Below are 19120 nucleotides of genomic sequence, written 5' to 3' on the forward strand. Positions count from 1 at the left end.
ATGAAGATACTGGTTTTCGAATATATTACCGGCGGCGGGATGCTCGGCGAAGCAATTCCACGCTCGTTGGCGCAGGAAGGGGAGTTGATGCTTACGGCGCTCCTCAGGGATTTGTCCGACTTGCCGGATGTTCGGACGGTCGTGTTCAGGGATGCGCGGCTCCCCCTTTCGGGCCGGAAGTTTTCCGGGGCCTCATGGGTCTTTGTCGATCGGAAAGACGAGCTTGAGTGCCACCTTGTGGATCAGATCGAGCGTTGCGACGCGGTGTGGCCGATCGCGCCTGAAACCGGCGGCATTCTGGAGCGTCTTTGTCGTCGAGTCGAGGCGGCCGGCAAGGCGCTGTTGACCAGCCCGTCCGACGCCGTCAGCCTTGCCGCAAGCAAGCTGGCGACCGTGAAGCGCCTGCAAAATAAAGGCGTTTCTGCCGTTTCGACTTACGCTCTGAGCGAATCGATTCCTCTGGAATTCCCACGTGTCGTGAAGCCGGACGACGGCGTTGGTTGCGAAGGCGCCCGCATCATCGAAACCGAGTGGGTCTGGAAGACTTGGGCGGCCGAAACCGACGACCTTGCCCGGTATGTCGTTCAGCCTTTGATCGAAGGCGAATCGCTTAGCCTGTCCGCACTGTTTGCTCACGGGAAAGCGCGGCTGCTGAGCTGTAACCGGCAACGGATCGTCAGGTCGCGGGGCGGTTTTGCCTTGCGCGGCTGCGAGGTCGGCGCCATCCGGTCGGGTCTTGCCGCGTATCGAGCCTTGGCTGATTGGATCGCGGAGGCCGTGCCGGAATTATGGGGCTATGCCGGGGTCGATTTGATGCAGTGCGAACAGGGGCCGAGGGTGCTCGAGATCAATCCGCGACTGACCACGTCCTACGCCGGGCTGCGGCAATCCTTAGGCATTAATCCGGCCGCGCTGGTTTTGGAATTGTGGCGGAGCGGAATCTTGCCCGAATTCGACGCGGAATCGGCAAAGCCCGTCGAGATTGGTTTGGAGACGTGAAATGAGCATTGAAATGATCGGCTGGGACATCGGTGGAGCCCATCTCAAAGCGGCGGCGTTGAACGGCGCCGGCGAAATCGTCGCGGTCATTCAGGAGCCCTGTCCCTTGTGGCTGGGTTTGGATCGACTGCATGGCGCCATGAGCCGAATCCTGGAAGCCATTTCGCCGAGACCGGGCTGCCGCCATGCGATGACCATGACCGGCGAGTTGGTGGATTTTTTCGAAAACCGGGAGCAAGGCGTGATTGCCTTGGTCGAAGCGATGATTCAGCGCTGTCGGCAGAATTCGGTGCAGGTGTTTGCCGGACACGACGGGTTTCTCGATGCCAATGCCATCACCCCGGAAAGCGTTCCAAAAATCGCTTCGGCCAACTGGCTGGCGAGCGCGCTTTGGGTGGCGGAAAATCTGCGCGATGCCATGTTCGTGGATATCGGGAGCACGACCACCGATATTGCGTTGATTCGCGGCCACCGGGTCGAAACTCGAGGCTATACCGATTATGAACGAATGCGTTACGATGAGCTGATTTATACCGGGATAGTCCGTACCCCGGCGATGGCGCTTGCCGATCGGGCGCCCTTCGAGGGCGAGTGGATCGGTATCATGGCCGAACATTTCGCGACCACTGCCGACGTCTACCGGCTGTGCGGAGAATTGCCCGAGCACGCCGATCAGATGCCGGCGGCCGATAGCGGCGAAAAAACCGTCCAGGGAAGCGCCCGGCGTCTAGCTCGCTTGTTCGGGCGGGATGCGGAGTCGGCATCGTTGAAGCAATGGCGGCAGGCGGCCCGGTTCTTCCGCGAGCGGCAACTCGCGAAGCTTCGTTCGGCTCTGGATCGCCAGCTTTCGCGCGGCTTGATCGGCGACGATGCGCCTTTGATCGGTGCTGGCGTGGGACGATTTCTGGTGCGAGAATTGGCGGCACGATCGGGTTTTCCTTATAAGGACTTCAGCGAACTGTTTTCAATGTTGACGTCGCAAAACGATTTTCACGCTTCGGATTGCGCCCCAGCCGCAGCCGTAGCTTGTCTGGCATTGCGGGAGGTGGGGCGGACATGACGCCGAGAATCGAAGAGCTGCCTTATTTCGAGGACAGCGCCGCTTTGTTTCTGCCTTGGGCGGAGCGGCGCTGGGCGGTTTTTCTGGATAGCGGGTTTCCGCATAGCCGACAGGGACGTTACGACATCATCGCGGCGGATCCCGTCGCGACGCTGGTCACGCGCGGGCCGCTCACCGAGATTCGATCGCAGGGCTCTATCACACTGTCGCCGGATGACCCGTTTACCCTGGTCAAGCAATATCTCGGCGAAAAGGCTCCGCAGCTTCCGGGCCTGCCTTTCTGCGGCGGCGCTATCGGATACTTCGGCTACGATCTGGCGAGGAGGCTGGAGAAACTGCCCGACAAGGCCCTGGATGCGGAGAACATCCCGGAAATGGTCGTCGGCATCTACGATTGGGCGGTCGTCGTGGATCACTGGGCGCGCCGTACCTGGCTGGTCGCACAAGGGCGCGATCCCGCCCTCGCGGTACGCTGGCCCCACTTGGTTCAGGCCTTCAGCCAAATCCAGACCATCGGATGGCAGCAGGCCGACTTCTATCTGCTCAGCGACGTCGTCTCGAATATGAGCCGAGCCTATTATGCAAAGGCTTTCGGACGCATTCAGCATTACATTCGCGAGGGCGACTGCTATCAGGTCAATCTGGCGCAGCGCTTTTCGGCCTATTGCATAGGACATCCCTGGGCGGCCTACCAACTTTTGCGGCCTTACAATCCCGCGCCGTTCAGCGCCTATCTCAACTTCCCGCAGGTTCAGGTGCTGAGTTCCTCGCCGGAGCGCTTTCTCAAAGTGACCAACGGCATCGTTGAAACCAAGCCGATCAAGGGCACCCGCCCTCGGTCGCAGGACCCGCACGCGGACGCCGCCAAGGCGCAGGAACTTCGGGACAGCGTCAAGGACCGCGCGGAAAACCTGATGATCGTGGATCTGCTGCGCAACGACATCGGCAAGAACTGCGAGCCGGGCTCGGTCCATGTGCCTAGTCTGTTCGAGATCGAAAGCTACGCTACCGTGCATCATTTGGTGAGCACAGTCCGCGGTCGATTGTCCGAAGGACATAGCGCCGTGGATCTCTTGCGCGGCTGTTTCCCCGGCGGTTCCATTACGGGAGCGCCGAAGATTCGTTCCATGGAAATTATCGAGGAGCTCGAACCGCATCAGCGGGGCGTCTATTGCGGCTCGATCGGCTATGTCGGCTTCGACGGCAACATGGACAGCAACATCGCCATCCGTACCTTGGTGCACTCGGACGGTACGATCCGCTTCTGGGCCGGCGGCGGTATCGTGGCCGATTCGGTCCTGGACCAGGAGTACCAGGAGTGCTACGACAAAGCTACGGCCCTCTTGCATCTGCTCGAGCAATTCCAAGTCCAGAGGACCGGTGCCGATCACATGGGTCGTTAAGCTGGGCGGCAGCCTGGCCGACTCGGATACTCTCCCGTTCTGGCTGGATGCTTTGGCCGATGCGAACCTCGTCATCGTGCCGGGAGGCGGGCCTTTCGCCGACCAGGTCCGGTCGGCGCAGCAACGCTGGTCGTTCGGCGACGAGGCGGCTCACGCCATGGCGCTCTTGGCCATGGGGCAATACGGTTTGATGTTGAGCGGATTGTGCCCGAAGCTCGGAATCGCGAGCGATGTCCCTGCGCTTCGAGCTTTGGTGGAATCCGGCCGCTCCACGATTTGGCTGCCCGGTTTGTCCCTGATGAACGATCCGGGCATTCCCGCATCTTGGGAGGTCACTTCGGACAGCCTCGCGGCTTGGCTGGCCGGACGTTTGAATGCCGCGAATTTGCTCCTGGTCAAATCGGTGGCGATCTTTTCAGACGATACTTCGTACGGCGGACTTGTCGCACAAGGCCTGGTCGATGCCGCTTTCGAGCGCTTTTCCGCCAAGGCCGCGTTCGCAGTCTGGCTCGGTCACCGGCAAGATCACCCGCGCGTGCGGGCAGGTCTGCGAGAGCCATCCCATGTCTTTACGCGCGTTAATCGCTCCGCCGGATAAAAAAGTTCCGGGTTTGATCGAAGTAAAAATGAATGCCCGTGGAAAGTGTGCACGCGGAACAGCCGGAATGTGCCGAGCGAACGAAGACCGGCGTGTTCCGTTAGGGATCTACTTTCTTTGCGCTCAGTAACACGATGGCGGCTCTTGGATGGTTTTTGGTGAAGACAGAGATTAAATCGCATGTCGATTAGAGTGCGTTATTTCGGAAGCCTCCGGGAAAAAATGGGGCGAGTGGACGACAGTCTTGCCGCGGAAGACATCGATACGGTAAGCGACGTGTGGAAAGCGGTGAGCGAAGGCCAATATCTGCCGGATCGTATCCTCTGTGCGGTGAATATGGACTATGCCGATCCGGACGCGCCGGTCAAGGACGGCGACGAAGTGGCTTTTTTTCCGCCGGTGACCGGGGGCTGAAGTGCTGATCGAGCTGCGCCCGACCGGAATCGACCCTTACTCGGAACTACAGCGCTATCAAACGGAAACACTGGGCCACACCGGAAAATACGGTGCGACCTGCTCATTTGTCGGCACCATGCGCGACTTCAACGAAAATGAGACAGTCCGGCACATGTTTCTCGACCATTATCCCGGCATGACCGAGCGGCAGCTCGAGAAAATCGTCGAAGAAGCCCAGACCCGCTGGTGTTTTTTGGATGCGCTCGTCATTCACCGTGTAGGCGAGATACTTCCCGATCAGCCCATCGTGCTGGTCGCGGTGTGGTCCTCCCATCGCGGCGCGGCCTTCGACGCCTGCCGCTACATCATGGAAGAGCTGAAAAGCCGCGCGCCGTTTTGGAAAAAGGAAACCCTGAAGGAAGGCGAGCGCTGGGTGGAAAAGAATACCAGCGGCTATTGACGAGTTCCGCCGGATGCGCGGATCGTAGGTCGGCATTCCTTTTGCCGAGCCGAAACGTCGGCAAGGGATTGCCGACCTACATATCCGGATCCCTTACACTGAATCGGAAAACGCTCTACCGGCCGGAATTCGACAGCGGAGCGGCCAAGACCATCGCCCAATAAGGCGAGCCTCCGCCGCCGCTGCTCGCACAGGCGACACCGACTTCGTCGAAATCAGCCTCCATGATGGCGGAACAATGCCCGGTGCTGTCGAGCCAACTCCGCATGACTTCCCCCACCGTGCGCTGCCCCTGGGCGATGTTTTCGCCATAAACCTCCCAGTCATAGCCGGCTCGGGTAATGCGGTCCCCCGCCTTTCGTCCATCCCGGCCTCTGTGCGAGAGTCGGTCGTTGCGGCTCATCTCCTCGGCGTGTTTTTTCGCCGCTTCGAACAGCTTTTGATTCCACCGCAGCGGCTTGGCGGGTCGAAATCGCTTCCGGCCGCAGTATCTCGGCTTGGCACGAACGGCTTTTAGTTCCTCGAGGATTTCGCGCCTGATGGTGTCGGCGGAAGGGCATCGGGCTGTTGGAGCTTCGCGGGCGAAGACGGGCAGTACCAAACCAGCGGTCAAAATCAGGCTAAGGACGAGTCGTGTCATATCGGTTTTTTGGGCTGCGCCATCTCCAAATACTGTTGTTCGATGTTCAGAAAAGCCGTTCCCAGTTCGCCTACGGCTCGATAGAAACGAGCGGACCGGGCTTCTTTCAGATCGCTGAAGAAGCGCATGATCCAAGGCGCCAAGTGTTTAGCGAAAAAATCCGCCTCGCGTCCGTCTGCCTCGATAATCAGAAGGCTCATCGCTTCGCACAGCGCGGCGACATGATCCTCGGGTTCTTTCGCCGATGCCTGCCGTTCTAAACCTAAGCTCCGAAGCTCGTCGCGCAAGGCGGCCAGAGGCTTTTCCATGAGAAAGCCGGTGAGATACCAGGAAGCATAGGGTAGCAACTCGCCGCGGGTCGGGCCTATGAACGCCGCTTGATATTCCTCGGCGAGCTCGATTTCGCCGGCGTCGCGGGCGGCAGCCGCCAGCCGTTTCCAGGCTCGCGCCAGCGGTGGGTCGTTGGGACTCTCCTCGCATGGAATGGCGGCGATCCGTTCCAGCAGTTCCCTATCCGGTGCGGCAGCCAGAAGCCGGGCCAGCAGGCCGTAGGTTTCCGCCCGCCATCGATCTTCTTCGGGAATAGGCGAGAGCGTGGTGTCGTTCATGGTTTTTGCGACAGGTGTTCGAAATGGGCCTTGACCCGGCAGTCGTCGCACATCAGAAGCCGACGGAGGTTCGGCCCCTGAAACATCGGGTGGTGCTGCAAGCGCTGGGTGATGGTCTTGATCATGGCGGCGGTCGCGAAGGGCTTTCCGCACTCGACGCAGCGGAATACCGCCTCCTCATGCAGCAGGCGCACACGCCGCGCCTCCTGCTGATCGAAGAGATAACGCGGCGCCAGCGAGATGGCGTGTTCCGGGCAGGCTTTCTCGCACAATCCGCATTGGACGCAATTGGCTTCGATAAACTTGAGTTGCGGCACATCCTGCCCGTCGGCCAAGGCGCGTTCCGGGCAGACCGAGACGCAGGCGAGGCACAGCGTGCATTTTTCCTTATCCACCCGAATCTCGCCGAACGGCGCTCCGGCGGACAGGACTGTCGATTCCGGCTGCGACGGCGCTTGCCGGTATAGATGCTCGATCGCGAGGCGGATGACGGTGCGCTTGTCATCGTCCGCGGCGAAACGGGCGTGTGTCCGGCATGGCGAAGCAGGGAGCGGTTCAAGAGCACTCGGCCAATCCTCCGCGCAAATCAGGCGTATCGAATCGGACGGATAACCCATGCCGGACAGGATTTCGCCGGCGTAACCGATTTGCTCGGCCAGAACTCGCCGGGTCGGCTCGGTCAGTTTTCCGGCCGCCAATAAAGTCACGCGCTCGAAGCCGTAAGCCAAGGCGGACAGCCAAAAGTCCATGCCGCTCGCTCCCAGAGCTTCCAACTCATAGGGCAGAACATTCTCCGGCAGTTCGGATTCGTACTCGGCTATCCAGGTCGCGCCCGCGCTGCTGTCGTGCAACAAGAGTTCGGGTCGGTCGCCGCCCGCCTCGAAAAAAGCGTCCAGCATGAGCCGCAAGCACTTCAAACTGTCTATCCGGCGCGGATACAGGTAATTCATCGCTCCCGAGGGACAAACCGTGGCGCACTCGCCGCAGCCCTGGCAGCGATAGGGATCGACCGAGACGCGATCGCCGCGGGATTCGATAGCCCCGGTTCCGCAGGCATCAAGACATGATCTGCAGCCCTCGATGCGGCTCGCGCCGTGAGCGCAGAGTTCGGGCCTATATTCGAAAAACTTGGGCTTGTCGAACTCGCCGACCATTTCGGCCAGCGCATTCAGGGCCTGTTCCCGCTTTTCCGCGTCTCTGCCCGGTGCGAAATAGCCGATCGGCGGGACGGGCAGATCGATAGCCGGTGGGTTTTGCAGATCCAGGATCAGATCGAAAGCGGTTTCCGGCGGCAGCAGCGCAACTCGGGCATCGATGCGTATCCCGCCACAGCGTGTTTCCACCCGAAAAGCCCCCAAATGGCCTTCGATGTTTATGTCCGCACACGGCTCCAAATAGGGAATTTCCCGGCTTTTCAACGACTCGGCCAGCGGCTCTGGCGGACTATCGGTAAACAGGACAAAGCGGCGCAGCATGGCCGGAAGGCGTTCCGTTACCGGGACAACGGCATCGCTGTCCCCGATGATCAGCAGGCGTCCGTTCGACCGGTACGATACCCATGTAGTCGGTTCGGTCTCGTAAGCGGATGCTTGCCGCGGATTCGGCCGGCAACTGTCGGGTGATTGGGGCATTCGGGAAGAAAAATCAGCTTGAAGATTCCGCCTGGTCGGTGCTGTTCGGAGCGTTGTCCGCCATTGCCGTTGCAGGGGACGATTCCGGGGAGCGGGCAGTATCGGACGTGGTCGCCTGGGCGCGTTCCAGGGCCCAACGCATGTCGGAGGTCATGAATTCGCCGCGGGGCTCGAAAACGGTGTAGTCGCCGTCGTAGTCGTCCAGCCCGTCGCGCACGGCAAATTCCGGCCGTCGAAACAATTCGCGCAGGGCGAAAGCGTCGAACGACGCGTTTTCCGCAGCCTCGGCCGACCCATCGCTAGCGACTTTCGGCAACTCGGCCACATCGTTATTCTTTGTCGCGTTAAGCTTCGCTTCAGCCCAACGCCTGAAGAAAGAATCGTGTTTCTTCATTTCGGCAAACTGCGGTTAATTCGGTTTTCGGAACTGCGTTGGAGATCTGTTTCTGTCCCCTGTGACAAGGCGGAAGATCGGAACCGTGAACATTACCACCGTAGCCATGGGCCTGGAAAGAACGTGTTCGGACCCAAGCCTGTTGCTTGAATCGTAGGAGTTCGCTTCATGCCGCCGTTCGGCAAATCCGTCGCCCGGAACGTTTATTTCCACGTAAGCCTGCTGGACACATTGGAGCCGGAATCGCGCGACGCGATTCACGCCGCCGGCCGCGTTGCTCAGATCCATCCGGGCGAGGACTACAACGTCGTCAAGCTGAACCGGGAGCAGAACAGCGTTTCGCTGCTCGATTATTCGGGTTTTTTCGAAGAAGGCTTTCCGGTTCTACGCCGCTACTGGACGGTCGACCTCGAAAAGCACACCGTCCGCTTCCGCACCTACGAGAACTCCCTCAACCCGCCGATATTGCATCGCAAGGAACTGCTTCTGCCCGCAAGCCATCCGCAACGGGAAATGTTCGAGGCTTTGACCTCAGCTGCCGAGCAAATCGGCCTGTTCGACGACCCTTGTCGCATCGGGTTCAAGCAAGCCTGGGAAATCCTGCTGGCACAGCGCGGGTTCAGATTGGCCGGGCATGAACTGGTGCCTATCGGTAATGACGAATCGGATTCCCCTGGTCTCCTTACCTCTATTCCCCCCTTTGGAAAAGGGGGGCTAGGGGGGATTGGCGGCATCGCCCGCCATCTCACCGCTCTCACCCGCTACGGATTCTCCGCACCGATCCAAACCCTCACCCGGTTCGGCTTTCTGGACGGTTCGAAAACAGTGTTCGACTACGGCTGCGGACGAGGAGACGACGTGCGCGGACTCAAGGAAAACGGTATCGAAGCCGCCGGCTGGGACCCCTATTACGCGCCCGAGGAAACCCGGCGGAACGCCCATATCGTCAACCTGGGGTTCGTGATCAACGTCATCGAGGACATGGGCGAGCGCATCGAAGCCCTGCAAGGCGCCTATCGGCTGGTGGAAGAACTGCTGGTGGTTTCGGCCATGCTGGCCAACCCGGACGCTGTGCGCGGCACGTCTTATGGCGACGGCATTCTGACGTCGCGCAATACCTTTCAGAAATACTATACCCAGGGCGAGCTCCGCGCCTTCATCGCCGAAGTATTGGACGAAGAGCCTTTGCCGGTCGGCCCCGGCATCTTTTACGTCTTCAAGGACAAGGACACCGAGCAGCGTTTCATGGTCGGACGGCTGGAGAATCGGCGGAACATCCTGCGACTCTCCCATCTCTCCCGCCCGACAAAGCCGGCAAAAATCGGCAAGGCGGAAGCCAAGTATGAACAACATCGCGAGCTCCTGGATTCGCTGTGGGAATGCTGCCTGGAGCTCGGCCGCGACCCTGATCGCAGCGAGTTTCCACACTTGGACGCCGTTGCCGCCCATTTCGGCTCGCTCTCGGCGGCCTTGCGCTTCGTCAAGTCCCGCAAGGAAAACGCCGATGCCATCCTGGAACAGGCCCGGCGATCCCGCATCGACGACCTTCGCGTCTACTTTGCCTTGTGGCAGTTCGAAAAGCGGAAACCCTACCGCCATCTCGAAACCCGCCTGCAAAAGGACATCAAGGCCTTCTTTGGCGACTACCGGGCCGCTCTCGAATCCGGCCGGGAGCTCCTGTTTGCCGCCGCCAGTCCCGAGGCTATCGAACAAGCTTGCCGGGAAGCCGCGGAGCAAGGCATCGGCTGGCTGGAGGAGGGCGAATCGCTGCAACTTCCCACGCGGCTGGTGGTGCAACTACCCGCCATCCTGCGCGCCTATGTCGGTTGCGGCGTTCTCCTCTATGGCGACGTGAGCAGCGCCGATCTCATCAAGATTCATATCCGTTCCGGCAAGCTCACCCTGATGAGCTTCGACGATTTTTCCGGCAAACCGCTGCCGCGAATGCTGCAACGGGTGAAGATCAACCTTCGCACCCAGGAGCTCGACATCTTCGATTACGGCGAGCCGTACGAACCGCCTTATCTCTATCGGAAATCACGCTTCATCAACGAAGAGTTCCCCAATTACGCCGAGCAGCTGGCTTTCGACGAAGCGCTGGAAAACCTGGGAGTAGTCGACTTCAGCGGCTACGGTCTCAGCCCCGCGGAATTTCATGCTCGCCTGGACGCCGCCCGCTGGACCGTCGACGGTTTGCGCCTCGTCCGCAGCCGCAGCATTCCCGATTTGGAGGCCCCTTGCGGGCGTTATTTCACCTACCGCCAATTGATTGAGTGCGGCGAGACCCTGGCCCGCACCGGTTTACCCAATCGTCCCAAGGAACCCGACAGCTATTCCGCGCTGTACGATCTCGCCGTCAACATTCTGGACCCGGTGATCGACTACTTCGGGATGATCGAACTCACCTACGGCTTCTGCTCGTCGGAACTCGCCAAGCGAATCGCTGGCCGAATCGCCCCGGAACTGGACCAGCACGCCGCCCACGAACTGAACCGGAAAGGCAGACCGATCTGCCCCCGGCTCGGCGCGGCGGTGGATTTCTTGGTGCGGGACGAAAACATGGAAGAAGTCGCCCGCTGGCTCATGGCGAACCTTCCGTACGACCGGCTGTACTACTATGGCCCGGACAAGCCGGTGCACGTCAGCTATTCGGAGCGTTCGGCGCGGGAAGCGTATGAAATGAGAGTGATTGGCGGCCGAAGAATGCCGAGAGTTTTTGAATGACGAAGTGGCAGATTCGTAGCGCTGTTCAGAGTACCTTTCCCCGCTACAGTGCTTCCAATTAGACTTCGGGTTAGTCCACCTACTGGGAGCACGTTATGCAACACGTCGACATTCACGAAGCGAAAACCCATTTCTCCAAGCTGGTGGATGCGGCTATGGCCGGCGAGGAAATCGTGATCGCGAAGGCCGGCAAGCCCGCCGCTAAGCTTGTCCCTTATCGCACCGAGACTCGAAAAACCATCCGTTTCGGCCTGATGAAAGGCGAAATCGAAATTGCCGCAGATTTTGACGCCCCTTTGCCCGATGAGATCGTCGCTGATTTTGAAGGTGACGGTCAGTGAGATTGCCCCTCGACACTCATGTGCTCCTGTGGGTATTGGCCGATGATGCTGCCTTATCCAATACGGCGCGTGCCGAGATCGATCGGGCAGAGGCGGTTTATGCAAGTGCGGCTTCGATATGGGAAATCAGCATCAAATCAGCTTTGGGAAAGCTCAAGATCGATCAGCGTTGTCTGCCGGATCGTCTGATCGAGGCGGGCTTTCTCCCATTGCCCGTCACCTGGGAGCATGCCAATGCCGTGCGGAAACTTCCCAATCTCCATCGCGATCCGTTTGACAGGACACTCATCGCCCAAGCGATTACCGAACCCTTGCGGTTCATGACCGCGGATCGGGCCTTGGCAGGCTACTCTGAACTGGTCGTTCTTATATAGGTCGGCCGGCTCGGTCGTTTTCGATTTCCGATACTACGGAGACAAACGAATTTCTCCGTCCTTGAAAACCGCCATCATCAGAGCGGCTCTTGCTCTGCAATTCCTCGGTGCTCAGCCCCACGTCACAACCCAACCGCAACATAGTGCCGATGCCAGGACAAGCGGCCAAGGTCCGGCCATAGGGCTTGGTCCTTTGGCCCAATGATAGGACGACCCGCCAAAGTTATGAGGAAACCGGCGGCGTTCGGGGCAGCAGTCATTTGCCGGGACGTTAAAACTCTGTAGTCACCGTCTACGCTCATTAGGCCTTCATCGAAAGCCCAATGGCAGAGGCGGCATAACGCCATCCCGTTTTGTACATCATCGTCCTTGAACTGACTCCACGGTTTGATATGCGCGGCTTCCACCGCAGTATGGCCGTCTGGCGTCACGATACGCACGCCACACAGCGCGCAGCGATGGTCATAACAGTTCACGATCACTCTTCGGAATCCTTGATCCCGTACGGCGTCGGCATAGGGCACTTCCGTGGATGGCTCTTTGATTTTGTGCGCTTTGGCCTCCAGCTCCAAGCTGTATCGAAAGGCTTGGTGTTGCACACCAAGCTCCGCCATCAGGATGGTTTGGCCTTGATCCGACAAACAGGCACGCAGGAGGGCGTCAGTCAGCTTGGTGCGACTCTCCGCGTACGTCATGTAGCGAAATAAGTCTTCATCCAAGTTAGCCCCCAAAGCCAACTGACGTAACTGCGAAACGCTAGAGACGCCATTGATAGCCTCGCGGCTGATTTGCCTTCCTGGCAAAGGTACCAATTCCCAAAATGGCTCACTGTGCAGGCGGGAGAATGGAAAAGCGATACTGCTGGTTTGGGTAATAGGCATCAGCGCCCGCCAGTAAGCGGAAAATAAGTCATTCAGCTCGGTAATTTCATCGGCAATGCTGATGAAGCGGGAAGTAATCTCTCCTCGCGCGATCATCTCCATGATGGCCAAGAGCAAAAGTGGTTTGTGCGGCGCTTTGTGGCGCGTAGTTTCCGGAAAGATTCGGTTCGGGGCACGCTTTAACTGGGCAAACTGGCGGTAGTAGTCTTCTAGTTCCATATCACTTTTTCCAATACGCTGCCTTGTCCGGCAGTATCCAGCGCACACCACCGCGCGGGTCGGCTTGGTCCCCTAGGTAGCGGGGGATGAGGTGGACGTGCAGGTGGAGGACGGTTTGGCCGGCAGCAGGCCCGTCGTTGATGCCGATGTTGAAACCGTCGGGTTGGAAGTGACCTAAAACGTCTTTCTTAGCCAAGTCGAGGAACTGCAACAGGCGCGCGCGCTCGTCGGCAGAGGTTTCGAAGAATGAGCCCACATGACGCCGTGGCATTATTAGCGTGTGGCCGGGGGAAACGGGATAAGCATCCCGGATTACGACACAGAGATCGTCACCTACGATTATGCGTTCAGGCGACAATTGGCAGAAAGGGCAGTCTTCGCTCATGGATTTTTACTCAAACGCTTCGGTGGCAACTATAGCCACTTAAAGTTTCCGCTAGGACTGAACCGCCTGCGCAACAATCAGCCAATACTTGACGACCGAGGCCATATCCCTGCCGACCCCGAGCCGAACCTTGGCCTTGTCTTCGAGCACGTTTGGGTTCTCGCACCAGGCTTGATAGCGTTTAGTCAGCGAACCGAAGCGCACGGGAATGGTTTCATGGCGTCCGAGGGTATATCTATCCGGGTTAAGCGGGATCATCTTTGTGGTACCGGTCATAGTTGCTTCGGATCTGCCTGCAATGTCCCCAAAACGACCTGGAGCTGTTTGATCAGGGGCGGCAGGTCGACGCGGATCAGGGCTTCGACGATGTCGTAGTCGACATCAAAATACTCGCGGATGATACGGTTGCGAGTGTCGGCTATGTCTCGCCAAGGCACGACCGGATGCTTGGCTTGGGTTTCCTGGGTCACGTGTTTGGCCGCCTCGCCCAGGATCTCCAAAAGCCGCGTTAAGGCCAGGGCGGTCTCGCAGTCGGGGTCGAGACGGCCCACCTCCTTGCCTTGGGCCAACTCGCAGGCCCGGCGTGCTGCATCGAGCATATGACGTATGCGGGCCGTGTCGTCGAGCTTAGGGCGTTTGCGTTCTACGCTCATACTGCACCTCGGCTTCTCTTGCCACTTCATCGCGGAAGTAACGGCTCAGACTCCGGTAGGTGTGTAGGTCCACGGGGCGCCCCAACAGATCGGAGAGATTGCGCTGTAACCGAACGAAACCCAAGCCCGGCGTGTGTCCCGGCTCGAATTCCACCAATACGTCTACATCGCTTTCTGGCCCGAAGTCCTCGCGCAGCACCGAGCCGAACAGGGCGAGCCGCTGCACGTGGTAACGCCGACAGAGGGATTGCAGAGCCTTTTGGGGAATTTGTATATGAACGGTCATTTGCCTATCCCGTACAGCGTAAACGCGAGTACTCCAACAACCTCCAGCGGCACTCGGTCCACGGCTCCATTCATGAAAATTTTAGCGGTCTTGGGCATAGGAGATCCCTGTTTCGATATAAAACAAGCGTATACCGCAGATGTGGGACATTCACAACTTCAGGACGACAACACGAGCGGAAGCACGCCGTATCAGAACTTCCGTTACTCGTCGGCGGCAAACCTTCATCTTCTACCATGGAGGAATGGCGGGGCAGAAACTTGTATTCGCCTTTCGGCGGGCCGGACGGAAACTGCACATCGTCCTCGTCGAACCGAGATCAATCGGGATTCGGTCTGCAACAGCGGCGAAAATACTTGACAAGCACGCTCGGAATTTGACCCGGTGTGCCGCAGATTGTTTAATTGGCACACGTTTACAGCTTTCCTCGAGGCTTGTTCATGAGCGATTCGAACCCTATTCCCGCATCGAAACCGCGGCGAAGTTTCATTCGGAGAATGACGGCTTTGGTCGGGGGGCTGTTTGGTGCGTTTGTGTCGCAGCGCAGCGCTTGCGGCGGGGAGATTGAGGCTCCTGGGAAACCGGCGGTCGACTCCGCTAAAAAAGGCTATCGGGAGACCGAGCACGTCCGCGCCTATTATGATGCAGCGCGGTTTTGAGCCCGGTTTGCTTCGTCCAATTTCCTCTAAGAATTAAAATTCGATCATGAAACTGTTCAAGCGGCCCGCTTCCGAAAACGATTCGTCTTCCAAGTCGCAAACCTCGGGGCACGGCATTGACCGCCGCGAGTTTCTGCGGCGGTCGGGGCTGTCCGTGGGCGGCGCGGCCTTGGCGGGAGCCGTGCCTCTATCGATGATGAAAAAGGTCGATGCGACGGGCGCTCCCGCGCAGCCGTCAGGGGAAATCAAGAAGGTCAAAAGCGTCTGCACCCATTGCTCGGTGGGCTGCGGGGTCATTGCCGAGGTGCGGAACGGCGTGTGGATCGGCCAGGAGCCGGCTTTCGACCATCCGTTCAACCTGGGGGCGCATTGTGCGAAAGGGGCGTCGGTGCGGGAGCACGGCCATGGCGAGCGACGGCTCAAATATCCGATGAAGCTGGTCGACGGCAAGTGGCAGCGCATCGGCTGGGATCGGGCCATAGACGAGCTGGGCGACAAACTTCTTGCCATCCGCGAGCAATACGGTCCCGATTCCGTCTATTGGCTCGGATCGTCCAAGCACAACAACGAGCAGGCTTATCTCTTTCGGAAATTCGCCGCCTTGTGGGGCTCCAACAATATCGACCACCAGGCCCGCATCTGCCACTCGACCACGGTCGCCGGCGTCGCCAATACCTGGGGCTACGGGGCGATGACCAATTCCTACAACGACATCCACAACGCCAAGTCGATTTTCATCATCGGCGGCAATCCGGCGGAGGCGCATCCGGTGTCGATGCAGCATATCTTCCGCGCCAAGGAGCGCGGCGCGCCGCTGATCGTGGTCGATCCGCGCTTCACCCGCACCGCCGCCCATGCCGACTTGCACATCCGCATTCGGCCCGGAACCGACGTGCCGTTCATTTGGGGCCTGTTGTGGCACATTTTCCAAAACGGTTGGGAGGACAAGACGTTCATCGAGCAGCGGGTGTTCGGGATGGACGAAATCCGCAAGGAAGTGGCGAAATGGACGCCGGCAGAAGTCGAGCGGGTTACCGGAGTGCCGGAAGAACTCGCTCATAAGGCCGCGCGGATCATGGCGCAAAACCGGCCCGGCACCTTCATCTGGTGCATGGGCGGGACGCAGCACACGATCGGCAACAACAATACCCGCGCGTACTGCATCTTTCAGCTCGCGCTCGGCAACATGGGGCTAGAAGGCGGCGGCACCAACGTGTTTCGCGGGCACGATAACGTGCAAGGGGCGACTGACGTAGGCCCGAACGCCGACAGTCTGCCGGCTTATTACGGTTTGAGCGAGGATGCCTGGCGGCACTGGGCGAAAGTGTGGGACATCGATTTCGACTGGCTCGCCGCCCGCTTCGACCAAAGCGAGTATGACGACGGTGCGGGGAAGAAGATCAAGCCGATGTTCAACAACGGCATCCCGGTTTCCCGCTGGATCGACGGCGTATTGGAAGCGGGCGAGAACATCTCGCAGCGGAATCCCATCAAGGCCATGGTGTTCTGGGGCCATGCGCCCAACAGCCAGGTGCGCGGCCCCGAGATGAAAGCCGCGATGGAAAAACTGGACGTTTTGGCCGTAATCGATCCGTATCCGACGGTCACCGCCGTGATGCACGACCGCACGGACAACGTCTACCTGCTTCCGGCCTGCACCCAGTTCGAGACTTACGGTTCCTTGACCTCGTCCAACCGGTCGATTCAATGGCGCAGCCAGATCATCGAGCCCCTGTTCGAGTCGCGGCCGGACCACATGGTCATGTACCAGTTCGCCCGCAAGTTCGGGTTCGAAAAGGAGTTGACCAGGAACATCCAAGTCGAGAACGACACGCCGCTGATCGAGGACATCCTGCGGGAGATCAACCGGGGCGCCTGGGCGGCGGGTTATACCGGCCAAAGCCCGGAGCGGCTCAAGGCCCATCAGGAGAACTGGCACACTTTCCACACCACGACCTTGAAGGGGCAGGGCGGCCCTTGTGACGGCGAGTATTACGGCCTGCCCTGGCCGTGCTGGGGTACGCCGGAAATGAAGCATCCCGGTTCGCATATCCTCTACGACACCAGCAAGACGGTGGCGGAGGGCGGTTCGCCGTTCCGCGCCCGTTTCGGCACGGAATACCAGGGCAAGAACCTTTTGGCGGAAGGCTCCTCGAACAAGGGAGCGGATATCCGGGACGGCTATCCCGAATTCAGCGCCGAGCTGCTGAAGAAACTGGGCTGGTGGAAGGATTTGACCGAGCAGGAAAAGAAACTGGCCGAGGGCAAGAACTGGAAGACCGATCCTTCAGGCGGCATCATCCGGGTCGCGATCAAGCACGGCTGTGCGCCTTACGGCAATGCCAAGGCCCGCTGCATCGTGTGGAACTTCCCCGATCCGGTGCCGATCCACCGCGAGCCTTTGTACACGCCGCGCCGCGATCTGGTGGAGAAATACCCGACTTACCAGGACCGCAAGCGTTACTGGCGCTTGCCGACCCGTTACGCCTCGATCCAGCAGCAGGACTTCAGCAAGGATTTTCCGTTGATCATGACTTCGGGACGCCTGGTCGAATACGAAGGCGGCGGCGACGAAACCCGCTCCAATCCCTGGCTGGCCGAGCTGCAGCAGGACATGTTCGTCGAGATCAACCCGCGCGACGCCAACAACGCCGGGGTGCGGCACGGCGAACAGGTGTGGGTCGCCGGCCCCGAAGGCGGAAGGATTAGCGTCATGGCTTTCGTCACCGAGCGGGTCCGACCGGGCGTCGTCTTCATGCCTTTCCATTTCGGCGGGCACTACGAGGGGCAGGACTTGCGGCCGAAATACCCGGAAGGCAGCGCGCCGTACGTGCTGGGCGAATCCTGCAACATCGTGTTCACCTACGGCTACGATTCGGTAACGGCGATGCAGGAGACCAAGGTTTCGCTGTGCCGGATAGAGCCGGATTTAGTGACTGAGAAATGAAGTTTGAATGGGATAAAGAGAAAGCTGCCACCAATAAAGCGAAGCACGGTGTCTCATTTGAAGAAGCCTGCACGGCTTTCAGCGATCCTTTATTTATCGACTTTTACGATCCAGACCATTCCGAAGACGAACATCGTTATATCCTCGTGGGGGAAACTCAAAACGGGCGTTTGTTATTGGTGTCCTATACGGAACGAGAGGATAGTATTCGCTTGATTAGTGCGAGAGAGGCAACCAAAGCGGAGCGAAAAGCGTATGAGCAAGGTGGATACGGAACTGAACGATGAACTTCGGTCGGAGTACGACCTGAAGAGTTTACGAGTAAGACGGTTCGGGCCGAAACGAAAAGCGTTTGGTGACGTGGTTCGCTTGGAACCTGATGTAGCGGAGGCGTTCCCAAATGCCGATGCCGTAAACGAAGCGTTGCGCCTCTTAATCGAGATTGCCAAGCGTTCGGAGCGTCCGACCAAACCAGAAGTAGATTGACATGACTCAGGGTCACAGCGCTGCTGTGCCGACGTCGTATGAATGTCTGCTCGCCTTGCCGGAAAATCTGGTCGGGGAAGTGCTCGGCGCTCGGTTGTATACCGAAACCCGCCCCACAGGCCCACAGCATCTGGTGAAGGGTGGATTGCTCTGCTCACTCGTACCTCCTTTTTGCAAAACTCGAAGCGGCTCCGGTCGTTGGCAGATTCTTCCGGAACCCGAGGTCCACTTCGTCCGAGATACCGAGGTCGCCGTGCCCGATCTGGCCGGCTGGCGGCGCGAGCGGATGCCGGAGATTCCGAGAGACCATCGCTTCGAAGTGGTGCCCGATTGGGTGTGCGAAATCCTCTCGCCCGGCACCGAGAAAAAAGATCGCGCCATCAAGCTGCCTTTGTACGCCCGCTACGGCGTGGCTCATGCCTGGCTGGTCGACCCGCTCGAGCGGACCCTGGAAGCGTTCGAGTTGCGCGAGGGCTTTTGGGTGCTGCTGGCTACGCTGAAAGACGAAGACCCTGTATCGATGCGGCCGTTTGACGCCATCACTTTTTCGTTGGCGGAGCTATGGACGTAAGGACTCCGACGGGACGGGTTTTGAAGGGGTAAAGTAAAAGGTCAATGCCTTTAAGTTGCGGGTATGGCTGAAAACAACGTTCCGATTCGTGTTGTAGGGTGGGTTAGGCGCGCATCGCACGGAACCAGTAAAGTTCCTGTGGTGCTTTCGCGCGCCGTAACCCACCACGCAAGGCCGCGGAACCGGTGGGTTACGGCGCGCAGAGAGTCCCGTTGTCATGGAATGGTTCGTGGCAGCGCGCCTAACTCACCCTACAATCGTTTTCAAGTAGAACAGGATGTTATTGGCGGCCGAATTCTAAGCCTGTCATTCCGATATTCCCTGCCGGCTGACGGCTTAACCACATTGCCAGGATAGGGGCGATTCAAGGTCATTTGAACTGTCGGATTTAATTGTTCCAAACGT

Annotated in this window: 22 protein-coding genes; 13 read left to right on the plus strand and 9 right to left on the minus strand. The window is 59.1% G+C overall.

What is annotated here, in order from left to right:
• The 6 genes from ACR2R1_RS15900 (at window position 1) to ACR2R1_RS15925 (ending at window position 4916) form a co-directional block, all read left to right on the plus strand.
• Complete coding sequence (locus ACR2R1_RS15900; RefSeq protein ID WP_434110906.1) at window positions 1-999, plus strand: ATP-grasp domain-containing protein; 999 nt, start codon at window positions 1-3, stop codon at window positions 997-999.
• Window position 1000: 1 nt separating this feature from the next.
• Window positions 1001-2059, plus strand: coding sequence for a hydantoinase/oxoprolinase family protein (locus tag ACR2R1_RS15905; RefSeq protein ID WP_156881141.1), 1059 nt, complete (start codon window positions 1001-1003; stop codon window positions 2057-2059).
• Entirely contained in the window at window positions 2056-3462 is a 1407-nt protein-coding gene (gene pabB, locus ACR2R1_RS15910) for an aminodeoxychorismate synthase component I (RefSeq protein WP_434110908.1), read from the plus strand. Before ACR2R1_RS15905 ends, pabB begins: the two co-directional genes overlap by 4 nt.
• Entirely contained in the window at window positions 3440-4060 is a 621-nt protein-coding gene (locus ACR2R1_RS15915) for an amino acid kinase (RefSeq protein ID WP_434110910.1), read from the plus strand. Before pabB ends, ACR2R1_RS15915 begins: the two co-directional genes overlap by 23 nt.
• Before the next feature lie 180 nt (window positions 4061-4240).
• Window positions 4241-4474 (plus strand): molybdopterin converting factor subunit 1, encoded by a 234-nt coding sequence (moaD, locus tag ACR2R1_RS15920; protein WP_077732044.1) that lies wholly within the window; start codon window positions 4241-4243, stop codon window positions 4472-4474.
• Window position 4475: 1 nt separating this feature from the next.
• Complete coding sequence (locus ACR2R1_RS15925) at window positions 4476-4916, plus strand: molybdenum cofactor biosynthesis protein MoaE (protein WP_077732043.1); 441 nt, start codon at window positions 4476-4478, stop codon at window positions 4914-4916.
• Window positions 4917-5031: 115 nt separating this feature from the next.
• Here the strand turns inward: ACR2R1_RS15925 and ACR2R1_RS15930 are convergent, their stop codons facing one another.
• The 4 genes from ACR2R1_RS15930 to ACR2R1_RS15945 are packed head-to-tail and all read right to left on the minus strand — an operon-like array spanning window position 5032 to window position 8189.
• Window positions 5032-5556, minus strand: coding sequence for a CAP domain-containing protein (locus ACR2R1_RS15930; protein WP_434110912.1), 525 nt, complete (start codon window positions 5554-5556; stop codon window positions 5032-5034).
• Complete coding sequence (locus ACR2R1_RS15935; RefSeq protein WP_434110914.1) at window positions 5553-6164, minus strand: TorD/DmsD family molecular chaperone; 612 nt, start codon at window positions 6162-6164, stop codon at window positions 5553-5555. Before ACR2R1_RS15935 ends, ACR2R1_RS15930 begins: the two co-directional genes overlap by 4 nt.
• Entirely contained in the window at window positions 6161-7795 is a 1635-nt protein-coding gene (locus tag ACR2R1_RS15940; protein ID WP_434110916.1) for a 4Fe-4S binding protein, read from the minus strand. Before ACR2R1_RS15940 ends, ACR2R1_RS15935 begins: the two co-directional genes overlap by 4 nt.
• Before the next feature lie 13 nt (window positions 7796-7808).
• A complete protein-coding gene (locus ACR2R1_RS15945) occupies window positions 7809-8189 on the minus strand; it encodes a DUF3306 domain-containing protein (RefSeq protein ID WP_086133684.1) in 381 nt (126 codons plus the stop codon).
• A 168-nt stretch (window positions 8190-8357) separates the two neighbouring features.
• Between ACR2R1_RS15945 and ACR2R1_RS15950 the strand changes: the two genes are divergently transcribed.
• The 3 genes from ACR2R1_RS15950 to ACR2R1_RS15960 all read left to right on the plus strand — a co-directional run bounded on the left by ACR2R1_RS15950 (window position 8358) and on the right by ACR2R1_RS15960 (window position 11628).
• On the plus strand, window positions 8358-10913 hold the full coding sequence (locus ACR2R1_RS15950) for a DNA phosphorothioation-associated putative methyltransferase (protein WP_434110918.1): 2556 nt from the start codon (window positions 8358-8360) through the stop codon (window positions 10911-10913).
• A 95-nt stretch (window positions 10914-11008) separates the two neighbouring features.
• Entirely contained in the window at window positions 11009-11254 is a 246-nt protein-coding gene (locus ACR2R1_RS15955; RefSeq protein WP_156881147.1) for a type II toxin-antitoxin system prevent-host-death family antitoxin, read from the plus strand.
• On the plus strand, window positions 11251-11628 hold the full coding sequence (locus tag ACR2R1_RS15960; protein WP_434110921.1) for a type II toxin-antitoxin system VapC family toxin: 378 nt from the start codon (window positions 11251-11253) through the stop codon (window positions 11626-11628). The genes ACR2R1_RS15955 and ACR2R1_RS15960 overlap by 4 nt, the downstream gene beginning before the upstream one ends.
• A gap of 122 nt (window positions 11629-11750) precedes the next feature.
• Here the strand turns inward: ACR2R1_RS15960 and ACR2R1_RS15965 are convergent, their stop codons facing one another.
• Genes ACR2R1_RS15965 through ACR2R1_RS15985 form a run of 5 tightly spaced genes read right to left on the minus strand, consistent with a single transcriptional unit; the run spans window position 11751 to window position 14052 of the window.
• On the minus strand, window positions 11751-12728 hold the full coding sequence (locus ACR2R1_RS15965; protein ID WP_077732036.1) for an HNH endonuclease: 978 nt from the start codon (window positions 12726-12728) through the stop codon (window positions 11751-11753).
• A 1-nt stretch (window position 12729) separates the two neighbouring features.
• Entirely contained in the window at window positions 12730-13113 is a 384-nt protein-coding gene (locus ACR2R1_RS15970; protein ID WP_077732035.1) for an HIT family protein, read from the minus strand.
• A gap of 51 nt (window positions 13114-13164) precedes the next feature.
• Window positions 13165-13389 carry a DUF4007 family protein gene (locus ACR2R1_RS15975; RefSeq protein ID WP_077732034.1) on the minus strand — a complete coding sequence of 75 codons (225 nt, stop codon included), beginning with the start codon at window positions 13387-13389 and terminating at the stop codon, window positions 13165-13167.
• On the minus strand, window positions 13386-13766 hold the full coding sequence (locus ACR2R1_RS15980) for a HepT-like ribonuclease domain-containing protein (RefSeq protein WP_077732033.1): 381 nt from the start codon (window positions 13764-13766) through the stop codon (window positions 13386-13388). The genes ACR2R1_RS15975 and ACR2R1_RS15980 overlap by 4 nt, the downstream gene beginning before the upstream one ends.
• Window positions 13741-14052 (minus strand): nucleotidyltransferase family protein, encoded by a 312-nt coding sequence (locus tag ACR2R1_RS15985; RefSeq protein ID WP_077732032.1) that lies wholly within the window; start codon window positions 14050-14052, stop codon window positions 13741-13743. The genes ACR2R1_RS15980 and ACR2R1_RS15985 overlap by 26 nt, the downstream gene beginning before the upstream one ends.
• A 705-nt stretch (window positions 14053-14757) precedes the next feature.
• Here ACR2R1_RS15985 and ACR2R1_RS15990 point away from each other — a divergent pair.
• Genes ACR2R1_RS15990 through ACR2R1_RS16005 form a run of 4 tightly spaced genes read left to right on the plus strand, consistent with a single transcriptional unit; the run spans window position 14758 to window position 18715 of the window.
• On the plus strand, window positions 14758-17658 hold the full coding sequence (locus ACR2R1_RS15990) for a formate dehydrogenase subunit alpha (protein WP_434110925.1): 2901 nt from the start codon (window positions 14758-14760) through the stop codon (window positions 17656-17658).
• Window positions 17655-17945 carry a BrnT family toxin gene (locus tag ACR2R1_RS15995; RefSeq protein ID WP_347257469.1) on the plus strand — a complete coding sequence of 97 codons (291 nt, stop codon included), beginning with the start codon at window positions 17655-17657 and terminating at the stop codon, window positions 17943-17945. Before ACR2R1_RS15990 ends, ACR2R1_RS15995 begins: the two co-directional genes overlap by 4 nt.
• The gene (locus ACR2R1_RS16000; RefSeq protein ID WP_077732029.1) at window positions 17914-18144 is read left to right on the plus strand and encodes a hypothetical protein; all 231 of its coding nucleotides are present in this window, start codon (window positions 17914-17916) and stop codon (window positions 18142-18144) included. Before ACR2R1_RS15995 ends, ACR2R1_RS16000 begins: the two co-directional genes overlap by 32 nt.
• Window position 18145: 1 nt before the next feature.
• Entirely contained in the window at window positions 18146-18715 is a 570-nt protein-coding gene (locus tag ACR2R1_RS16005; RefSeq protein ID WP_077732028.1) for a Uma2 family endonuclease, read from the plus strand.
• The last annotated feature ends 405 nt before the right edge of the window (window positions 18716-19120 follow it).

Source organism: Methylocaldum sp. GT1TLB (assembly GCF_051027445.1).
Taxonomy (GTDB): Bacteria; Pseudomonadota; Gammaproteobacteria; order Methylococcales; family Methylococcaceae; genus Methylocaldum.